A 16974-nucleotide genomic window follows, 5' to 3' on the forward strand; every position below is an offset into this window, starting at 1 on the left:
GCCAGTGGCTTTCCTGGTGCATTACCCGGCATGGTAACGCGATCCGTGAGGATTCTCGCAGGCACGGCATTGTTTGGCGTAGCCGGCGGCACTGTAGCCCGTCATGCCGCCTGCGACGTTGGCGACATCCGCAAAACCGTGCTGCAGCAGGATGCTCGCCCCAAGGCTGGAGCGATTGCCGGAACTGCAGATCACCCATGTCGGCAGGCTATTATCCAACTCATTCGAGCGGGTGCGCAGATCGGCCACCGGGATATTGACCGCCCCGTCAATATGGCTGTCGTCAAATTCGCGCGGGGCGCGCACATCCACCAACTGAAACGCCTGCGCATCGCTCATCCGTGCATGAAGATCCTCCACGGAAATCTGCGACACGGCGCGCGAGGGAAACCCTTCCACCGCCCAGCCGGGAATGCCTGCGTCGAGATAGCCGACGATGCGATCGACCCCCACGCGCCGCACCCAGCGATTGGCCTCCAGAGCTTTCTGGTAATCTTCGGCCACAAGCAGAATGTCCTTGTCGGTGGGCAGAACCCAACCGGCGAAGGTGGGGAAATTGCCGTTGAGATCGAGATGCCATGAATCCGGAATATGCTGGCTGCCGAAGGCAAGATAGCTGCGCGCATCAAGCACAAGCGCATCGGATTCGGCCAAGCGCTTTTTGAATGGCTTGGCATCGAGTTCCTCAAGAGCGGGCAGATCGTCGATCAGACGGGGCCCTTTGCGGTTAATGTCGCTGCAGCGGCTGAAATGATCCGGTGCCGGCGGCATGTTTTCCGTCAGCGACGTGATAAATTCGGCTTTGTCCTGAATCTGCAAAGCCTCGTTGAACTTGCGCTCATAACCGATGGTGCTCATCTGCTTGGCGCCCATGGCGCGCCCACACAGAGAACCGGCGCCGTGGGCCGGATAGACTTCGCAGAAATCAGGTAATTTGAGCAGCTTGTCATGCAAGCTGTGATAGAGCTTTGCAGCCAACTCTTGCGCCATATCCGGGAACAGATCGGGCCGCCCGACATCGCCAACGAACAGCGTATCGCCGACAAACACGCCGACGGGGCTTTCGGAGCGCGAGGTATCCACCACCACATAGCTCAGATGCTCGGGCGTATGGCCCGGTGATTCCAGCACCTGCAGGCGCATGTCCTCCAGTTCGATCACGTCGCCTTCTACCAAAGATACATGCTCGAAAGCGCATTTCGCCGATTTGGCCACATAGATTTCAGCTCCGGTTCTGGCCGCCAGATCCATATGTCCGGAGATAAAGTCGGCATGCAGATGGGTTTGCAGAATGTGCGTGATTTTAACTCCTTGCGCACGCGCCGCCTGAATATAGACCTCCACATCGCGTTGCGGATCGATAACCGCACAGCTCTTGCTGCCGGCCAGGATATAGGAGCTGTGGGCAATCTTTTCGACGAAAAAATGTTTCAACAGCATAACGTCCTCCCTTGATGTTGTGGTGATGATCTACAGATAAAAGACATAAAAAACGGTAACAACCACCAGCAGAAAGATCAGCGTCATGCCGCTGCCGGCTTTGAGATAATCGCTGTTGCGATAGCCTCCCGCCGAAATCAGCATGGCATTGACCTGATGGGTCGGCAGGATGAACGAATTGGCGGTGCATACCGCAGCCATCAACGCCAGGGCGCGCGGATCGAGCCCGCCCAGGCTCGCCATGCTCATGACCAGCGGCGCCAGCACAACGATTGCACCCACATTGGAGATGAACAGGGAAAAAGCAGTGGAGAGCACCGCCACGCTCAGCACAAGAAAGATCGGATGGGCACCCTGGACCAACGCCATGAGCTTGCCTGCCAGCAGATCGGCCGTGCCCGTTTTCTGCATGGCCAGTCCCAGCGGGATGAGCCCGGCGAGCAGGAAAACCACTTTCCAGTCGATGGCCTGATAGGCCTCCTGCATGCTGAGCACGCGCAGCAGCACCATGGCAAGAGCCCCGGTCAGAAATGCCACGGAGATGGGGGCGCCCGAAAACGCCAGAGCAATCGCCGCCACAAAGCAGGCCGCCGCCGGCAGCGCTTTGGCGGGGGCCTTTTTCTCCGTGGTCAGGGGGGTGACGACCACAAAATCCGGTGTCTCCTTGAGTTCGGCAATTTTTTCCCATAGGCCGTACACGATGAAGGTATCGCCGATGAGTACCTGATGATCGGAAAAATCTCCGCGCAGGCCCTCGCCCTTGCTGAACACCATGACGGGCTCCACGGCATAACGCTTGCGCAGGGAAAAGGTGCGGATGGACTGGCCGACCATGGCGGAGCGCGGGGGGATGACAACCTCGGCAAAGCCCGCCTGGCCAGGGTCGCCGAGCCTGGCAAAAAGCGCCAAATGCTCCTGGCGCAGCAACCCGTAATCGGTGGCGAAGCGCTCGACATCGGCGTCATCGCCCAGCAATGCAAGCAGTTGCCCGCCGGCAAAACGGGTTTCACGCCAGGGGGCATACTCTATATGCTTGTCATCGGAGAGCCCGAGAACGTTGAGCCGATAGTCTCCCCACACCCCGGATTGCTCGGGGGTTTTGCCCTGCAAGGGACTGTTGGCCGGAATGCGATAGTGCCGGATGTGATGCGGCAGGCGCAGGGCTTCGATGAGTTTTTCCTGTTCGGAGAGGCCCTGACCCTCAGGGTGCGCCGCGGGCAGCACGAAGCGCCCGAACAGCATAAAATAGCCGATGCCCACCGTCAGCAGGACCAGGCCCACGGGGGTCACGCTCAACAAACCGAAGGGTTCCAACTCGGCGCCGCGCAGCAGATCGTTCATGAGAATCAGCGGTCCCGACCCCACCATGCTCAGGGTCCCTCCGAGAATGGCGGCAAAGCCGATCGGCATGATCAAGCCGGAAGCCGCCAGTTTGCGGCGGCGTGCGATATCGAGAACCCCGGGAAGAAAAAGCACCACCGCACCGATATTCTGGATAAATCCCGACATGAGACCGACCGGCACCGACACCAAGGCGACAATTTTTGAGCGCTTTTCACCCGCCACCCTGAGGACGGCACGCGAAAAACCATCCATCAGCCCGGTGCGCGCTACCCCCCTGCCCATGATCATAACCCCCATCATGGCCACCACCGCGTTGCTCGAAAAGCCGGAAAGCGCTTCCTGTGGCGCCAGAATACCCGTCCAGGCCAGCGCCAGCAGGCACAGGATGGCCACCACGTCGATGCGCAGAAGATCCAGCACCAACAACACCACTGTTGCGGCCAGGATCATCAGCACAATGATATTTGCGGAATCCATAAAAACGCCTTTCGGCATGAACGGGAGCAATGGCTTGGAAGATTATACCTAAAATTTGCGGGAATAATTCGATGGGCCTGAGCAACAGACGTTGGCAGGGGGGAGATGCCGCGAGCGCATCGATATTTTCTGCCAGGGGATATACGGCATATCACCCATCGGTGTCACAAGCAGGGATTTCTTCTGAGGTTTGTGCATGTTGGCAGGGCCTGGACAATAATTTTCGATGTGATCGATTATTACGCGTTGCCGTTGATGAGGCGTCGCCGGCGGGATGCAGAAGCGCAAGCGCATGCTCCAGGGCTTGAGACAGAGCCCTTTGCGTCTTGGGGCTGAGACCTTCGGCGAAAGGGGTCGCGTGGGACGGCAGAGTGAGTAGCCAGGCCCGCGGGGTGCGACCATAGAGACGCGCGCACAACATCAACAGAACCTCGGGAGAAAGCTGATGACCGCAACGCCCCTCCCCCCCCTCAGACCGGAGGCGATGCAGAAGGAAAGGGCGCTGCTGGCCGGCCGCGGCATCGATGAACAGGACACGGTCGACAGAGGCGCAGGCGATCTCCAGGCAGAGCTCCGGCGTTAATTGATGAACCGAGAGCACGCGCACTGCGGCGGCGGGCAGGCGTTGGGCGAGTAACTCAGCCAGACGCCTACCCGCGCCATCGTCTGCACGCAGCAGATTGCCGTAACCGATGACCAGCCACATCAGGCGCGCCGCACCTCGTCGAGCAGGCGCCCGTCGACGTCGCGCAGTTCCACTTGCAGAGGCATACGCCCCGCTTCATGGGTCGAGCAACTCAGGCAGGGGTCGTAGGCGCGGATGCCGTGTTCAACGCGGTTGAGCAACCCCTCATCGAGTCGGTCCGCTGAGAGAAAGCGCTGGGCGATTTGCTTGATGGTGCGATTCATGGCCAGGTTGTTCTGTCCGGTAGCGATGATCAGGTTAACTTTTTCAAGCAGGCCGTTGTCGTCAACCTGGTAATGGTGGAACAGGGTGCCGCGCGGCGCTTCACAGACCCCAACGCCGACATTCTGGTTGACTCCGGCGCGACTGCGGATATGGCGTTCGGCAAGAATGTCATTGTCCAGGATTTCCTCGATGCGCTCAAGAGAATGGAGGATTTCGATGAGCCGCGCGTAGTGATAGAAAAAACTGCTGCTGACGGGCCTGCCCGGCCCGCAATAATGGCGAAATTGGCGCAATTCGCGGTCGGCCTTGCGGGTTCCGGCGAAGTCGCAGACATTGAGTCGCGCCAAAGGGCCAACCCGGTACATACCTTTCTCCGGACCCAAGGGAGCGTAATAAGGAAATTTCAAATAGCTCCAGGTTTCTTCACCTTCGGTGATCAATTGCGCAAAGTTTTCCGGTGCGACCTGATCCTCAATGATTTTTCCGTCGGCATCGACGATGCGCAGGCGCCCATCGTAATGCTCCAAGCTTCCGTCCTCGCCGACCAGGCCCATGAACAGACTGGGGAAGTCTCCGTAGGCATCGATTTCGCCCTTGACGCGATCAAGGGCGTCCTTGAACAGATCGAGCGCAATATCGACCACGGCAAACATTTCGGGCAGTTGCGCCCGAATCTCATGTTTGGCTTGCGGCTCAAGGCCGGCCCGCACTCCGCCCGGAACAGACCAGGAGGGATGCACACTGCGCTCGCCGAGGGTGCGGATCAGATGCTGACCGAAGGCGCGCAATCGGATACCGGCACGGGCGACTTCAGGATGAGCGGCTATCAGTCCGGTCAGATTGCGCTGCTCCGGGTTGCTGTCCATGCCGAGGAGCAGGTCGGGACCGGAAAGCAGAAAGAAACTCAGGGCATGGCTTTGTACCAATTGGGCGTAGTTCATCAGGCGGCGCAGGGCTATCGCCGGAGCTGGGGTGCGAACACCGAGAATGGCGTCGCCGGCCTTGCTTGAAGCCAGCAGGTGACTGACAGGGCAGATGCCGCACACCCTTGCGGTGATGCCGGGCATCTCCCAGAAGCTGCGGCCGATACAGAATTTTTCGAACCCGCGAAATTCGGTGACGTGGAAGCGCGCGTCGGCCACCCGGCCCTGATCATCGAGTTGGATGCTGATTTTAGCGTGCCCCTCGATGCGGGTGATCGGTTCGATGTGAATCGTGCGTGACATAAAATAAACTCCTATACCTCGTTAACCGAAGGTGCGCAGCGATGGGGGGAGTTCGACGGCGCGGCCTTCAATAAGGGCGGTGAGTGTGGCGCTGATGCGCTCCGGAACGGGCGGACAACCGGGAAGAAAGACATCGACCTGGATCGCCCGATGCAGGGGAAGAACTTTTGTCAACAAGGCCGGCAACACCTCGAGAGCTTCCGGCCCGATGGGGGCGCGGGCCTCGTGGTAAACGGCGGTCAACAGATCCTTGACGGAAATGCGGTTGCGCATACTGGTGACATTACCGGTGACCGCGCAATCGCCGAAGCTCACCACGGTCTTGGTATGGGTGCGAATGCGGCGGGCCAGTTCGAGATTTTCAACATTGGTTATGGCTCCCTCGACCAAACACAGATCAACATTCTCGGGATAAATTTTGGCATCGACCAGGGGGCCGTAGACCAGATCGACGCGCTCACTCAGCGCCATAAGCTCTTCGTCGAGGTCGAGAAAACTCATATGACAACCGGAGCAGCCTCCCAACCAGACCGTGGCGAGGCGCAACTTTTGTGGTTTTGCGTTCATGCTCTCCATCCTTTGCTGGTTTAGCGATGCCATTGGCGCTTCTCGCGGCCGTCGAGAATGCGGCGCAGAAAACGTGAATCTTTCTTCATTTCGCCCACCGAGGACCCTTGGTCGAAAAGAGCGCCGGTCGGACAGACCTCAACGCATTTTCCGCACTCGGTGCATGTCTCGCTTTCACCCCAAGGCCGATTAAGGTCCGTGATGACCTGACTGGCGATCCCGCGGCCGCGCACGTCCCAGGTATGAGCGCCTTCGACTTCGTCACACACCCTGACGCAGCGCAGGCACAAAATGCAGCGGTTGTGATCGGCACCGTACTTTTCGTGGCTGGTGTCCATGGCCAGGTCGGGATCCAGATAGTCATAGCGCACATGGTCCATACCCAGTTCCGCGGCCAGCGCCTGCAATTCGCAGTGTTCGTTGCTGACGCACACGGCGCAGGCATGATTGCGCTCGGCGAAGGTCAGTTCCAGAATCATCTTGCGGTAGCGGTTGATCTTGTCGTTGTGAGTGACCACCACCATGCCTTCCACCGCTTCGGTAGTGCAGGCCGGCAGCAAACGGGGCGCTCCGGCAACCTCGACCAGGCAAAGGCGGCAGCCGCCCCGGGTGCTCAAGCCGTCGAGGTAACACAGCGTCGGCAATTCGACGCCCTGATCCCGGATTGCTTCGAGCAGGCTTTGGCCGGCGCGGGCGCTCACCAGCCGACCATTGAGGGTCAATGTGATGACAGACATCAGATCTGCTCCTTAAGGATAGTCAACTGATCGATGTGTTCCGGCAACTTGTACAGGGGGATCTGATCGAGCTTGCAAATTCCAGCCGGGCAGCGTTTTTCTTCCACGTGGGCAAGATACTCGTCGCGGAAGTAAAGCAGCGTGTTGAGGACCGGATTCGGCGCAGTCATGCCCAGGCCGCAAAGACTGGTTTCTTGAACCAGTCCGCAGAGTTCCTCGAGCGTCTGCAGATCCTCTGCGACGGCACTGCCGTCGGTGATGCGGGTAAGCAGCCGATGCATTTCGACGGTGCCGACGCGGCACGGCACGCACTTGCCGCAACTCTCATCCAGGCAGAATTCCATGAAAAATTTGGCGACGTCGGGCATGCAGCTGGTTTCGTTCATGACGATCAGTCCGCCCGATCCCATAATGGATCCTAGCTCCTTGAGACTCTCGTAATCGACGGGGGTGTCAAGATGCGTGGAGGGGATGCAGCCGCCGCTCGGTCCGCCAGTCTGCGCGGCCTTAAAGTTGCCGCCGTCGGGCAGACCGCCGCCGATGTCGAAGACGATGTTGCGCAGGCTGATGCCCATCTCGACCTCAATGAGCCCTGAGTTGACGACCTCGCCGCACAGGGCGAAGACTTTGGTGCCTTTGCTTCTTTCCGTGCCGAAGCCGGCGAACCAGTCGGCTCCGTTTCTGATGATAGGTGCGATGTTGGCGAAGGTTTCGACATTATTGATAAGGGTCGGCTGGCCCCAGAGGCCACTGTGGGCCGGATAGGGCGGCCGGGGAACCGGTTGCCCGCGGCGTCCCATGATGGAGGTCATCAAGGCGGTTTCCTCGCCGCACACAAAGGCGCCGGCACCGACGCGCAGGTCGATGCGGAAGTTGAAGCCGCTGTCGAGAATACGGCTTCCGAGCAACCCACTTTTCTCGGCCGCCTTGATGGCCTTGGCCAGACGCGCCGCAGCCAGGGGATATTCGCCGCGGACATAGATGTAGCCCTGTTCGGCACCGACGGCATAGCCGGCGATGGCCAGACCTTCGAGAACCCGGTGCGGATCCGATTCCATGATGGTACGATCCATATAGGCGCCGGGATCGCCTTCATCGCCGTTGGCGACCACGTATTTGCGCTCTCCCGGAGCCTTGCGCACCAGATCCCATTTGACTCCGGTCGGATAACCGCCACCGCCGCGCCCGCGCAAGCCGCTGTGGGTGATTTCGCCGCAGACCTGTTCCGGAGTCATTTCCTGCAGCGCATGAGCCAGGGCACTATAGGCGCTGCGGGCCAGGCTGTGCTCGATTTTCTCCGGATCAATCCGGCCATTGTTGTCCAAAACGATGCGGGTTTGCTGGGTAAAGAAGGGCAGATGCGACGAGAGTTCCTCGGTCACCGGGGCGTTCTTTGAAAATTGCGCTGAGAGGATCGCGTGTGCCGACTCCGGCGTCACTTTTTCAAAAATCTGTTCGCTGCCGTCTGCCTGGGTGATTCGCAGCAGAGGACCACGACTGCAAGGGCCCATGCAGCCGGTCGCAACCACCTCAAGTGACACATCTGAATGACTTTTTCGTGCGGCGATTTCCTCATCGAGAACGGCTTTGACCCGGTCGGCGCCGGCCGACAGACAAGGGGTACTGTAGCATAGAAACAAGCGCAGGCTCATTTGCCCCTGGCGCTGCCGTTCCTGTTCAGCGCGTTCCTGTAATTCTGTCGGGTTCATTATTCCTTCTCCTGGCAGGTATCAACCGCAGCGATTTTTTCCTGAATGGCCGCCGCGGTAGACTCAGGGGTTTGCTTGCCGAGAACCTCACCGTCGAGTGTCAGCATCGGCGCCAGGCTGCAATTGCCCAGGCAGCGCGCCGTCATCAGCGTCAACTTTTTGTCCGCGGTCGTTTCTCCGGCTTTGACCTCGAAGATCTCCTCGAGCTTGGTCACAATTTCTGCGGCCCCTTTGACGTAGCAGGCGGTACCCATACAGATCACGCACACATGATCGCCCTGGGGCTCCAGGGTGAAGAAGTTGTAGAAGGTGGCAACTCCGTAAACCCAACTGGGCGGCAGTTTAAGATGGATAGAGACATAATCGAGTATGGCCTCGTCGAGGTGCCCAAAGGTTTCCTGCGCAGTATGCAGGATTTCAATGAGGGCATCCTGCTGGTATTGATACCTTTTGAGGGATTTGTCGAGGAGTTGTAATTTCAGTTTTTGAGAATTGTCGGGATTTTGTTCCGAAGGGGGCCGTGTAGCCATTGTGGGTTGTGCCATGAAACCTCCTGATCCATTCAATATTTTGGTCTGAGGGGAAGTTACGGCAGGCCGGGTCGACCTTGCTATTCACCCCAAACTATAGCAGATTAATTGACGAAGGCATTTTTGGGGCCAGACAGGGATGAAATCGGCAAAAATTCGCCTTACCCTGAAATGTTGCGGCTTTTGCCACACACGTGGAGCACATCCTTGGTTTTGAGAACAAACGCTTTGCTTCCGACAGCAAGGCTTTTGCTCCGACCCCCAGCTCTTTTATAGAAGGATAAAAAGGTCAACCTGGGAAATGAATTTTATTCAGTGCGGAGATTTTGTATGAAAGTTCGCGATAGCGGCATGCCGGATGAGGAAATGTGGAACTCCTTTTTCTCACCGGCAAAGATTCTCGCTCTTCTCGGCCTGGACGCCGACACCCGCGGGGTAGCCAAGTTTGGCTGCGGGTATGGCACCTTTAGCCTGGCGGCGGCCCGGCTGACGCAGGGGATGGTGCATGCCTTCGATATTGAGCCTGCAATGGTTGCGGTGCAGGCGGTCCCACACAGAAAAGACGGTGGAGTAGTTGGAATTGGTCTCATTCGGCACCTGCGAGTGGTGAACGCCGTGCATCCGGGGGGTGACGATTCTCTGCCCCCGTGGCCGGTTTCATCAGGGCGCTACGAGGCTGCGCTTTGGCGGCAGATTTCCAGAAGGTCGTCGAGTTCGGGGAAACGGCGTTGCTCCAGGCGCGAAAAAACCCGTTCTTTGTCGAGAAACACGGCGAATTCGCTTTTCTGCTCTCCGGCCACGGTTTCGATCTCGACGTCCTGCACCTTTTGCTTCAATTCAGCAGCGAGACTCGTTGCGCGGGGCTGATGCCCTCAGGAAGCACAGTATACAATCGTCATCAGCATCTCAACTCTCCTTTGCTTTGGGGTTTTTGTTTAGTAATTTTGGGAGAATAATTTTGGGGCTTGACAGGCGGAATGCAGAATGTTCCTTCTGGTTCTGCAATAATTTTGAATAAGCCGGTGGTGTGCGAGTATCTCGTCGCCGCCGGTTATCTCAACCGGTTCGGCAGGAGGAAATCAATGAAGGACACGTGCCACCTATATACGGATCTGGCGTGGCTGTGGCCGATATGGGGAGATCCCGCCACTGAATACGCGTACTACTGCGAACATGTCACGACACTCTGGGTAGCCCGGGCTTGCTTTCACCTGCAAAACATTTTAAAATGTATTGCAAATGCAACGCAAGGAGTTAGCGCATGAAAACAGCCACATTGCCATCCCTTCGGGTTGATCCAGAGTTGCGCCATGAGGTCGAAAGTGTTTTGCACAATGGTGAAACCTTATCGAGTTTCATGGAAAAATCTCTACGTGCCAGCATCGAGCACCGAAAAATGCAGCAAGAGTTTATCGCCAGAGGCTTGACCTTACGCGATGAAGCACGAAAAACCGGAGAGTATTTCGCGGCCGAGAATGTCTTGGATGAAATGAGCGACATGCTTGCCCAGGCCGAAGCTAAAGCCCGCAAGTGAATTATAAAGTACGCTATACCAAGGCTGCCAAGAAAGATTTTTTGCGTCTCTATGATTTTCTCTTGGGAAAGGACCTTCAGGCCGCACGCAGAGCCCTTGAGGCCATCCGGAAGGGAATGGATTTTCTGCAGGATTTTCCTTTCACCTGTCGCAAAGCGACCCCTGAGAACCCCTTTTTGCGGGAAATGATAATCTCTTTTGGTGCCGGTGGGTATGTCGTTCTCTTTGAAATAGAGGATGAAAAAACCGTGACCATCCTTGCCGTCCGCCATCAACGCGAAGAAGATTACCACTAATTCTAATATATCCATCCGTGGCTTACCCACATTTCGTTGCCTGCCCTCCCCGCTTGACGCTCAGTCGCTGTTCCCTCCGACCGAAGCTCCCGCTTCGATCATCCAGAAAAAGCCCTCGATCTCCGGGGCTGTGTTTTTTCTGATAATGCGCGATTTTTTTAACGACGCTGGAGGATATCGTTTGCTCCTGCCTGATAAGGGAGGATTTGTGGGAACCTTCGGAGGCGATGCTCGTTGGGCGCCTTCAGGAACACAGGATGACTTGTGAGGCTCTGTCTCCGGTTCAAAGGCCCGCGAACCTTACGAGTAACAGCAAAATGTTCTTCATGGAATCGGACCGCCTACATGGTCGTGCAGACAACGAGACAGAGCCAAAGCCACTGCGGCAGACCCATTTACTTGCGTCCGACCTCCGACGCTCGCCCCGCACGCTCCGCGGCGATGATGGAGTCGAGAACTCCCGGGAACAGTGCATCAAGATCTTCTCTTCGCAGGCTGTTGACCCACTCCTTGCCTTCACGCCTTGTGGCCAGTACCCCGGAACGCCTCAGGACCTTGAAATGGTGGGATAAAGAAGATTTCGGCATAGCCAATCCGAAGCACCCGCATGCGATTTCGCCGGCGCCGGCGAGTTTAAGCACTATCTCCAGTCGCACCGGGTCACTTAGCGCGTGCAGCACTTTATGCAGAGTAATCCCGTCGCGCGACGGTTGCTCCTGTTCGATATTTCTCGCTGCCATGCTGTTCCTCCATTCCACAGGCCATCTTACAAAAATATGATTGACTAAACAATACGGGTCGAATAATCTCGAACCGAACAGTTCGAGAATATTCGAACCATCCGATGGGGGGAGCCCTTCGGATGTCGATCATCCTTACGCACGAGGAGAACACATGAGAGCAATTGCAATTAATGGTAGCCCCAGAAAGAATTGGAATACCGCAAGCTTGCTTGAGCATGCACTGGCGGGCGCCGCCAAGGATGGGGCGGAAACCGAGTTGGTGCATCTCTATGATCATGTTTTCAAAGGATGCGTCAGTTGCTTTGCCTGCAAGAAAATAGGCGGCCAGAGTTATGGCCGGTGTGCAGTCAACGACGGCCTGACATCCATTCTGAAGAAAGCCTCGGAGGCGGACATCCTCATCTTGGGAACCCCCGTGTACTTCGGTGCTGAAACGGGTGAAATGAGGTCGTTTCTGGAGCGCCTTCTCTTTCCGTTTCTCACCTACACACCCGGCTATGCGTCTATTTTTCCTGGGAAGCTCCGGATTGGACTGGTCTATACGATGAATATCGCCGAAAAAGACTTGCCTAACTACAATTACGACAAGATCTTCGCCGCCTCGCAGGGGTATCTGAGTCGAATTTTTGGGAACTGCAATCTCCTCCTGTGTACGGACACTTACCAGTTCAGCGACTATTCGAAATACCTTTCAACCTGCTTTGACGCAGAGGTCAAGAAGAAGCGGCGCGAGGAGGTCTTCCCGCAGGACTGTAGGAGTGCATTTGAGTTAGGAGCCAGACTTACGGCCACCGCGAAGGTGGATGTGTCAGTCCCATGAGAAAAAGAGCTTATCCAGGCGGGAGCCCGCCGACGCCTCTGGAGATCGGTCACCGATCTATAGAGGCGTCGGCCATCAGCTTTTTGCCTACGGAAGTGTGAAAAATGTTTGAACAATGTCCAAGGGGGAGACAATCCCCTGCTCCAACTGGCAAAAGTTCGGATCGGAATGGCCCTTTTTTTTCTGAATTTGACATAAGAGACACATTATTGGCGCCGGTCGTTTATCCATTTTTCCGTGGGATGAACCTGCCCTTGGAAGGTGGACTAAGAAACACGCGCTTGAGAAACGCCAGGGAAAGGGCCTCGGTGCGGTTCCAGGGCATCAAGTGCATCAGTCGCGCAAGCGGACAATAATTGAAAAACAGGTTGGCCGCCAAGCCGACCGTGGTGATGTACATCAGAATAATCATGCCGGAGACATATGTGCCGATCGCAACCCAGAGCAGATAGGCGAGGCGAACTTGTACCGGAAAGGGATCAACTCGGAAGCGGAACAACCAGAGAAACAGAAGAGCGTGGAGAGCCGAGAGGAGTACCACTCCTTGGTAGAAATAGGGATAGAGGAGGCCGCCGAGCAAAAGCAACCAGGTGAGTAGCCAGAGCCACCAGATCAGGCGCTTGCGAGATGGTTCGGAGAGATGTTGCCAAGGTATAGCCGACTGAGTCATAGGGTCACGTATATCAGAGAAAGGTCTTTACTCAGATGTATTATGACCAGAATCCATTTTTCTGCCAACCAGAGATTTTGAGCCGAGCATAACTCCAAATCTATCCGACAGAAGTGATTCGGAGTTTTCAGTCGGAAACCCAATAGAAACTTCTCCAAAGATGACGGGGGGCGGAACCAGATCTGAGCAGTCCAAGAAATCACGACCATAAGAACACGAAAATCCCGCCTGGCGATCAGAGCGGGATTTCCTGCTTATGCAGGAGTAGCAGGATTTGCGGAAGAGTAGGTTTTCAAAAATAGCAGCCTTGAATATCTCATGGTCAATTATATAGTTACACACACAGTTAAGAAGGGATCTTGTTACTTGTACCCTACATTAAGCTGAAAAGGAGAGCGGCCATGAGCATTGATGGGAAAGTCGCCCTGGTAACGGGCGCGGGACAAGGTATTGGCCGCGCAATTGCGTTGCGGCTGGCAAGGGATGGCGCCGACATCGCCATTGTCGACATCAACGATGAGAAAATGCAGGCGGTCGTGGCTGAAGTGCGGGCGATGGGTCGCAAGGCGACGACGTTCAAGGCCGATGTGTCGAAGCGCGACGATGTATATGCCGCCATCGATCACACCGAAAAAGAGCTTGGAGGTTTCGACATCATCGTCAACAATGCCGGTATCGCCAACATCCAATCCATCGCCGAGGTTACGCCTGCCGAAGTCGAGAAAACCTTCAAGGTGAACGTCGAGGGCGTTTTGTGGGGTATCCAGGCGGCAGCGGCGAAATTCAAGGAGCGCGGACAGAAAGGCAAAATCATCAGCGCATCGTCCATCGCGGGCCACGAAGGATTTCCTTTGCTGGGCGTTTATTCGGCTACCAAATTCGCTGTGCGTGCCCTGACGCAGGCGGCGGCCAAAGAATTTGCGAGCGACGGCATCACGGTCAATGCTTACTGCCCCGGTGTGGTCGGCACCGATATGTGGGTGGAAATCGATCGGCGCATGGCCGAAATCACTGGCGCTAAAATCGGCGAGAGCTACGATAAGTTCGTCGGCGGCATCGCACTGGGTCGCGCGCAAACGCCCGAAGACGTGGCGGCTTTCGTTTCCTACCTGGCCGGCCCCGATTCAGACTACATGACGGGACAAGCTCCCCTGATTGACGGCGGTCTTGTTTATCGTTGAGTTTGATTACTGCGTTCTGTAAAACGACTTCCGTTGACACCGCATTTGTGACGAGAAACTATCCAAGGCGAAAACGATGCTCAAAATTGCAGTTATCATAGGTTACAAACAACACTAACCATCAGAAAGGAGAACGATCATGTCAGAGATTTCCTGGGTTACTTCATTCGCAGACGGGTTGGCACAAGCCAAAGCTGACAATAAACTGGTGCTCGTTGATTTTTTCAACCCCAGCTGAATTGGCTGCAAACAGATGAACGCGGTCGCGTTCCCTGACCCTGCGGTTGTTGATTTCGTCACCAACAACATGATCCCCTTGCGCATCCCCGCAGATGACCCCGAGCTGGGACCGCGCTTCAAAGTTAAATGGACTCCGACCCTGCTGATCCTGGATGCCGACGGGATTGAACATTACCGGACGCTGGGATTCTATCCTCCGGATGAGCTGATCCCGGCGCTGCTAATGGGGATGGGCAAGGCGAGTTTCAATCGGCCGGATCGCTCCGCGGCGTGTGCCTACTTTGAACAGATCCGGGCCAGCTACCCGGCCAGCAGCCTGGCTCCGGAGGCGGTCTATCTCGACGGTGTCTCCCGCTACATCGAAACGCACGACGCGGCCAACCTGATAGGTATTTTCGACCGGTTGGCAGCCGACTATCCCGATAGCCCATGGCTTACCAGAGCCGATCCGTACCGATTGCTGAAAAAGTAGACTACTGCTACAAATAGTTCAAGATGCACTTTGCCTTGCACCATCTGCAAGGGTGTACATGACGTAAAACGAAGAAATTCACAGTCAAAATCCGCCGTCTTATTGAACACCATCTGTAACAGGCAACAATGGCCCTTCCTCTCTGGATGGGCCATTGTTGTTATGACCAATGCCAGGACGAAATCAATCCCTTCGTCGGCGCACAGATCGGCCAGCCAGTATCAGGTGAACATGCACTCGCATCCGACCACGAGATTGGCGCGATAGGGTTTGATCAGACGCAGAAACGCCTTGGGGCGAGTGGGGATGTTCTGATGGACCACCACCTCGCCTGTTGCATTGAGGATGCAGACATACATGGCGTCGGCATGCAGATCGACGCCGCAATAATGCGGATGCTGCTTGGTGTAGAGTTTCATGGTGCAGGCTCCTTTCTTTGAGGTTTTGGGTTTCTCAAAGGATACCGGGTTGTCCGGTGTCTAGGAGGGGGCCTGCACTAGTATCAATGGCCTGGAGCGCATCATGAGGGAGATCCGGCGGAGAACCAGGGTGGTTGGCGCCTTCCCCGATGGACATTCTGCTCTGGTGCTCTGCGCGGGCATAGGCTTACAAAAAGGAAATTGACAAAACGTAAATTATGTACAAAATAGAAAGGGTGGACAGGAGAAAAAAATGCGTGAAATCCCTTTGACCGAGGCACGAGCAAAAATTTCCGATCTGGCCGGCGCGGTGCGTTACAATCGCGAACGGATCGCTCTGACCAGGCATGGCAAACCGGTGGCCTACCTCATTGGCGCCGAGGACATGCAGCGCCTTGAAGAAGCGCAAAGCACCACGCTGAATGCCTATCCCACCCTGAAACAACTGCGCGCGGAGGATCTGAACCAACGCAAGGCCAAGGCGCTTGCCGGTGCAAGGCGCGTGCTGGCTTACCTTGAATCCCTGGGCGCAAAGGCCGCAGTGGTCGGCTCCCTGGTGCGCAATCGCTTTCGCCTGCATTCCGATGTCGATTTCCTGATTCTGTCGATCCCCGAAAACCGGCGCTATTGCGTTGAAGGGGAGATCGAAAAATTGATCGACAGGGACATTTCCTTCCATGTGCTGTACCTGGATGAGATTGAAGATCCGCAATGGCGCGCCAAACTTCTGGACGAGGCAAGAGATGGATCCGATCTGGTTTGATGTCGCCAACAAGTTTCGCAACATTTGGCGCGAAATCGCTTATGTGGAACAGGCCATCAGCGACCCGGCTCTGAGCCGCGCCGAAGACCACTTCGAACACCGCAAGGCCCTCACCGCCCTTTCTTCAAGCATCGAGCATGTTTATTCCGGCCTGGAGGATATTTTTGTCAAAATCGTCGCGGAAATCGACGGACCCTTCACGGAAAGCGGCAACTGGCATCGCGACCTGCTCGAACGCCTCGAAAACCCCTGCCCCGGCCGCCGCCCGGCCGTCCTTTCCGCGCACACCGCGGGCCAGCTCGCCGAACTCCTCGGCTTTCGCCATGTGGTGCGCAAAAACTACCCCCATGTCCTATACGTCGACAAGGTCATTGAAAACGCCAACCTTACACGAGACTGCACCGCCCGCGTCGCCGCAGAGTTGATCACATTCGCCCGAATCATGGAGGATGATCCGGCGCTGGAAATCATCGGCATCAGGCCACCCGACGCGCGTTAGAAACGCCCGCTTGCCAGAGGCCACGGAGGACAGCATCGGAGGTTGAACAGTTTCTGTCTCGAAAATCGGGCTATAAGTCGTGCTGAGGCCTTTCTTTTGTGAGGATAATTGAAGGAAGGTCAACTACTTTCTTTGGTCCGACCCCAGGCGGGGCACCTCACCGGGGGTTCAAACCCCCGGCTGCAGCCACGCGGCCGCCATGCGGCGCCTAGGATCATCGGCCAATTACGCCCGAAGGCCTCTCTCTGTCAAAGCGCTGGCAGCCTGCTGAATTTGGCTGTTTTTTGACCTACTTCAATCATTCACAAGGCTATTTTTTCACTAATCCGGTTGTTCATAAAACCGAAATCTTGGCAGATTCCCGCCTAATTCGACGGATATCCTCCTCTTCGCAACG

At 56.4% G+C, this 16974-nt stretch carries 16 protein-coding genes and 7 pseudogenes; 10 read left to right on the forward strand and 13 right to left on the reverse strand.

Annotated elements, in window-relative coordinates:
* Nucleotides 1-21 precede the first annotated feature (21 nt).
* Both GFER_RS07040 and GFER_RS07045 read right to left on the reverse strand, forming a co-directional pair.
* A complete protein-coding gene (locus GFER_RS07040; protein ID WP_040097873.1) occupies nucleotides 22-1440 on the reverse strand; it encodes an MBL fold metallo-hydrolase in 1419 nt (472 codons plus the stop codon).
* Between the two features lie 30 nt (nucleotides 1441-1470).
* Nucleotides 1471-3261, reverse strand: a complete 1791-nt coding sequence (locus tag GFER_RS07045) for an SLC13 family permease (RefSeq protein ID WP_200889302.1) — start codon at nucleotides 3259-3261, stop codon at nucleotides 1471-1473.
* A 105-nt stretch (nucleotides 3262-3366) separates the two neighbouring features.
* Here GFER_RS07045 and GFER_RS19740 point away from each other — a divergent pair.
* Nucleotides 3367-3474 (forward strand): annotated as a pseudogene (locus GFER_RS19740) (transposase); the annotation flags it as partial.
* A 79-nt stretch (nucleotides 3475-3553) separates the two neighbouring features.
* Here GFER_RS19740 and GFER_RS07050 read toward each other — a convergent pair.
* From GFER_RS07050 to hoxE, 6 genes and pseudogenes are all read right to left on the reverse strand, one after another.
* Nucleotides 3554-3967 (reverse strand): annotated as a pseudogene (locus tag GFER_RS07050) (hydrogenase maturation protease); the annotation flags it as partial.
* Nucleotides 3967-5397, reverse strand: a complete 1431-nt coding sequence (locus GFER_RS07055) for a Ni/Fe hydrogenase subunit alpha (protein WP_040097877.1) — start codon at nucleotides 5395-5397, stop codon at nucleotides 3967-3969. The gene GFER_RS07055 and the pseudogene GFER_RS07050, both read right to left, overlap by 1 nt.
* Nucleotides 5398-5418: 21 nt before the next feature.
* Nucleotides 5419-5964 (reverse strand): NADH-quinone oxidoreductase subunit B family protein, encoded by a 546-nt coding sequence (locus GFER_RS07060; RefSeq protein WP_235264031.1) that lies wholly within the window; start codon nucleotides 5962-5964, stop codon nucleotides 5419-5421.
* Nucleotides 5965-5984: 20 nt separating this feature from the next.
* Nucleotides 5985-6701, reverse strand: coding sequence for a bidirectional hydrogenase complex protein HoxU (gene hoxU / locus GFER_RS07065; RefSeq protein WP_040097882.1), 717 nt, complete (start codon nucleotides 6699-6701; stop codon nucleotides 5985-5987).
* Nucleotides 6701-8410, reverse strand: coding sequence for a NuoF family protein (locus GFER_RS07070; RefSeq protein ID WP_040097885.1), 1710 nt, complete (start codon nucleotides 8408-8410; stop codon nucleotides 6701-6703). The genes hoxU and GFER_RS07070 overlap by 1 nt, the downstream gene beginning before the upstream one ends.
* Complete coding sequence (gene hoxE, locus GFER_RS07075; RefSeq protein ID WP_139171976.1) at nucleotides 8410-8955, reverse strand: bidirectional hydrogenase complex protein HoxE; 546 nt, start codon at nucleotides 8953-8955, stop codon at nucleotides 8410-8412. The genes GFER_RS07070 and hoxE overlap by 1 nt, the downstream gene beginning before the upstream one ends.
* Before the next feature lie 315 nt (nucleotides 8956-9270).
* On the opposite strand from hoxE, the pseudogene GFER_RS19745 reads away from it, so the two are divergent.
* A pseudogene (locus GFER_RS19745) lies at nucleotides 9271-9474 on the forward strand (class I SAM-dependent methyltransferase); the annotation flags it as partial.
* On the opposite strand, the pseudogene GFER_RS19750 reads toward GFER_RS19745, so the two are convergent.
* A pseudogene (locus tag GFER_RS19750) lies at nucleotides 9475-9576 on the reverse strand (sterol desaturase family protein); the annotation flags it as partial.
* 32 nt (nucleotides 9577-9608) lie between these two features.
* A pseudogene (locus GFER_RS18195) lies at nucleotides 9609-9797 on the reverse strand (Rdx family protein); the annotation flags it as partial.
* A 404-nt stretch (nucleotides 9798-10201) separates the two neighbouring features.
* On the opposite strand from GFER_RS18195, the gene GFER_RS07085 reads away from it, so the two are divergent.
* Both GFER_RS07085 and GFER_RS07090 read left to right on the forward strand, forming a co-directional pair.
* Nucleotides 10202-10474, forward strand: a complete 273-nt coding sequence (locus GFER_RS07085) for a YlcI/YnfO family protein (RefSeq protein ID WP_040097889.1) — start codon at nucleotides 10202-10204, stop codon at nucleotides 10472-10474.
* A complete protein-coding gene (locus GFER_RS07090) occupies nucleotides 10471-10770 on the forward strand; it encodes a type II toxin-antitoxin system RelE/ParE family toxin (protein ID WP_040097891.1) in 300 nt (99 codons plus the stop codon). Before GFER_RS07085 ends, GFER_RS07090 begins: the two co-directional genes overlap by 4 nt.
* A 395-nt stretch (nucleotides 10771-11165) precedes the next feature.
* On the opposite strand, the gene GFER_RS07095 is transcribed toward GFER_RS07090, so the two are convergent.
* The gene (locus GFER_RS07095; protein WP_040097893.1) at nucleotides 11166-11510 is read right to left on the reverse strand and encodes an ArsR/SmtB family transcription factor; all 345 of its coding nucleotides are present in this window, start codon (nucleotides 11508-11510) and stop codon (nucleotides 11166-11168) included.
* Nucleotides 11511-11664: 154 nt separating this feature from the next.
* Here GFER_RS07095 and GFER_RS07100 point away from each other — a divergent pair, with 154 nt between their 5' ends.
* The gene (locus GFER_RS07100) at nucleotides 11665-12333 is read left to right on the forward strand and encodes a flavodoxin family protein (protein ID WP_040097895.1); all 669 of its coding nucleotides are present in this window, start codon (nucleotides 11665-11667) and stop codon (nucleotides 12331-12333) included.
* A 223-nt stretch (nucleotides 12334-12556) separates the two neighbouring features.
* On the opposite strand, the gene GFER_RS07105 is transcribed toward GFER_RS07100, so the two are convergent.
* Nucleotides 12557-13003, reverse strand: a complete 447-nt coding sequence (locus GFER_RS07105; RefSeq protein WP_040097898.1) for a hypothetical protein — start codon at nucleotides 13001-13003, stop codon at nucleotides 12557-12559.
* Nucleotides 13004-13404: 401 nt separating this feature from the next.
* Here GFER_RS07105 and GFER_RS07110 point away from each other — a divergent pair, with 401 nt between their 5' ends.
* Nucleotides 13405-14184, forward strand: coding sequence for an acetoin reductase (locus GFER_RS07110; RefSeq protein ID WP_040097900.1), 780 nt, complete (start codon nucleotides 13405-13407; stop codon nucleotides 14182-14184).
* A 253-nt stretch (nucleotides 14185-14437) separates the two neighbouring features.
* Entirely contained in the window at nucleotides 14438-14896 is a 459-nt protein-coding gene (locus GFER_RS07115) for a thioredoxin family protein (RefSeq protein WP_040097902.1), read from the forward strand.
* Between the two features lie 224 nt (nucleotides 14897-15120).
* On the opposite strand, the pseudogene GFER_RS07120 reads toward GFER_RS07115, so the two are convergent.
* A pseudogene (locus GFER_RS07120) lies at nucleotides 15121-15315 on the reverse strand (IS110 family transposase); the annotation flags it as partial.
* Between the two features lie 79 nt (nucleotides 15316-15394).
* Between GFER_RS07120 and GFER_RS18630 the strand changes: the two are divergent.
* The 3 genes and pseudogenes from GFER_RS18630 to GFER_RS17585 form a co-directional block, all read left to right on the forward strand.
* A pseudogene (locus GFER_RS18630) lies at nucleotides 15395-15508 on the forward strand (transposase); the annotation flags it as partial.
* Nucleotides 15509-15568: 60 nt separating this feature from the next.
* The gene (locus GFER_RS17580) at nucleotides 15569-16078 is read left to right on the forward strand and encodes a type II toxin-antitoxin system prevent-host-death family antitoxin (protein WP_052446117.1); all 510 of its coding nucleotides are present in this window, start codon (nucleotides 15569-15571) and stop codon (nucleotides 16076-16078) included.
* Nucleotides 16059-16577 (forward strand): ribonuclease toxin HepT-like protein, encoded by a 519-nt coding sequence (locus GFER_RS17585; protein WP_052446119.1) that lies wholly within the window; start codon nucleotides 16059-16061, stop codon nucleotides 16575-16577. Before GFER_RS17580 ends, GFER_RS17585 begins: the two co-directional genes overlap by 20 nt.
* Nucleotides 16578-16974: the final 397 nt, after the last annotated feature.

It is taken from the genome of Geoalkalibacter ferrihydriticus DSM 17813 (assembly GCF_000820505.1).
Classification (GTDB): domain Bacteria; phylum Desulfobacterota; class Desulfuromonadia; order Desulfuromonadales; family Geoalkalibacteraceae; genus Geoalkalibacter; species Geoalkalibacter ferrihydriticus.

Bases quoted from the DNA above. Each gene is read 5' to 3' on its own strand.
- GFER_RS07040 (WP_040097873.1), bottom strand. From the start codon at position 1,440: ATGCTGTTGAAACATTTTTTCGTCGAAAAGATTGCCCACAGCTCCTAT.
- GFER_RS07045 (WP_200889302.1), bottom strand. From the start codon at position 3,261: ATGGATTCCGCAAATATCATTGTGCTGATGATCCTGGCCGCAACAGTG.
- GFER_RS07055 (WP_040097877.1), bottom strand. From the start codon at position 5,397: ATGTCACGCACGATTCACATCGAACCGATCACCCGCATCGAGGGGCAC.
- GFER_RS07060 (WP_235264031.1), bottom strand. From the start codon at position 5,964: ATGAACGCAAAACCACAAAAGTTGCGCCTCGCCACGGTCTGGTTGGGA.
- hoxU (WP_040097882.1), bottom strand. From the start codon at position 6,701: ATGTCTGTCATCACATTGACCCTCAATGGTCGGCTGGTGAGCGCCCGC.
- GFER_RS07070 (WP_040097885.1), bottom strand. From the start codon at position 8,410: ATGAACCCGACAGAATTACAGGAACGCGCTGAACAGGAACGGCAGCGC.
- hoxE (WP_139171976.1), bottom strand. From the start codon at position 8,955: ATGGCACAACCCACAATGGCTACACGGCCCCCTTCGGAACAAAATCCC.
- GFER_RS07085 (WP_040097889.1), top strand. From the start codon at position 10,202: ATGAAAACAGCCACATTGCCATCCCTTCGGGTTGATCCAGAGTTGCGC.
- GFER_RS07095 (WP_040097893.1), bottom strand. From the start codon at position 11,510: ATGGCAGCGAGAAATATCGAACAGGAGCAACCGTCGCGCGACGGGATT.
- GFER_RS07100 (WP_040097895.1), top strand. From the start codon at position 11,665: ATGAGAGCAATTGCAATTAATGGTAGCCCCAGAAAGAATTGGAATACC.
- GFER_RS07105 (WP_040097898.1), bottom strand. From the start codon at position 13,003: ATGACTCAGTCGGCTATACCTTGGCAACATCTCTCCGAACCATCTCGC.
- GFER_RS07110 (WP_040097900.1), top strand. From the start codon at position 13,405: ATGAGCATTGATGGGAAAGTCGCCCTGGTAACGGGCGCGGGACAAGGT.
- GFER_RS07115 (WP_040097902.1), top strand. From the start codon at position 14,438: ATGAACGCGGTCGCGTTCCCTGACCCTGCGGTTGTTGATTTCGTCACC.
- GFER_RS17580 (WP_052446117.1), top strand. From the start codon at position 15,569: ATGCGTGAAATCCCTTTGACCGAGGCACGAGCAAAAATTTCCGATCTG.
- GFER_RS17585 (WP_052446119.1), top strand. From the start codon at position 16,059: ATGGATCCGATCTGGTTTGATGTCGCCAACAAGTTTCGCAACATTTGG.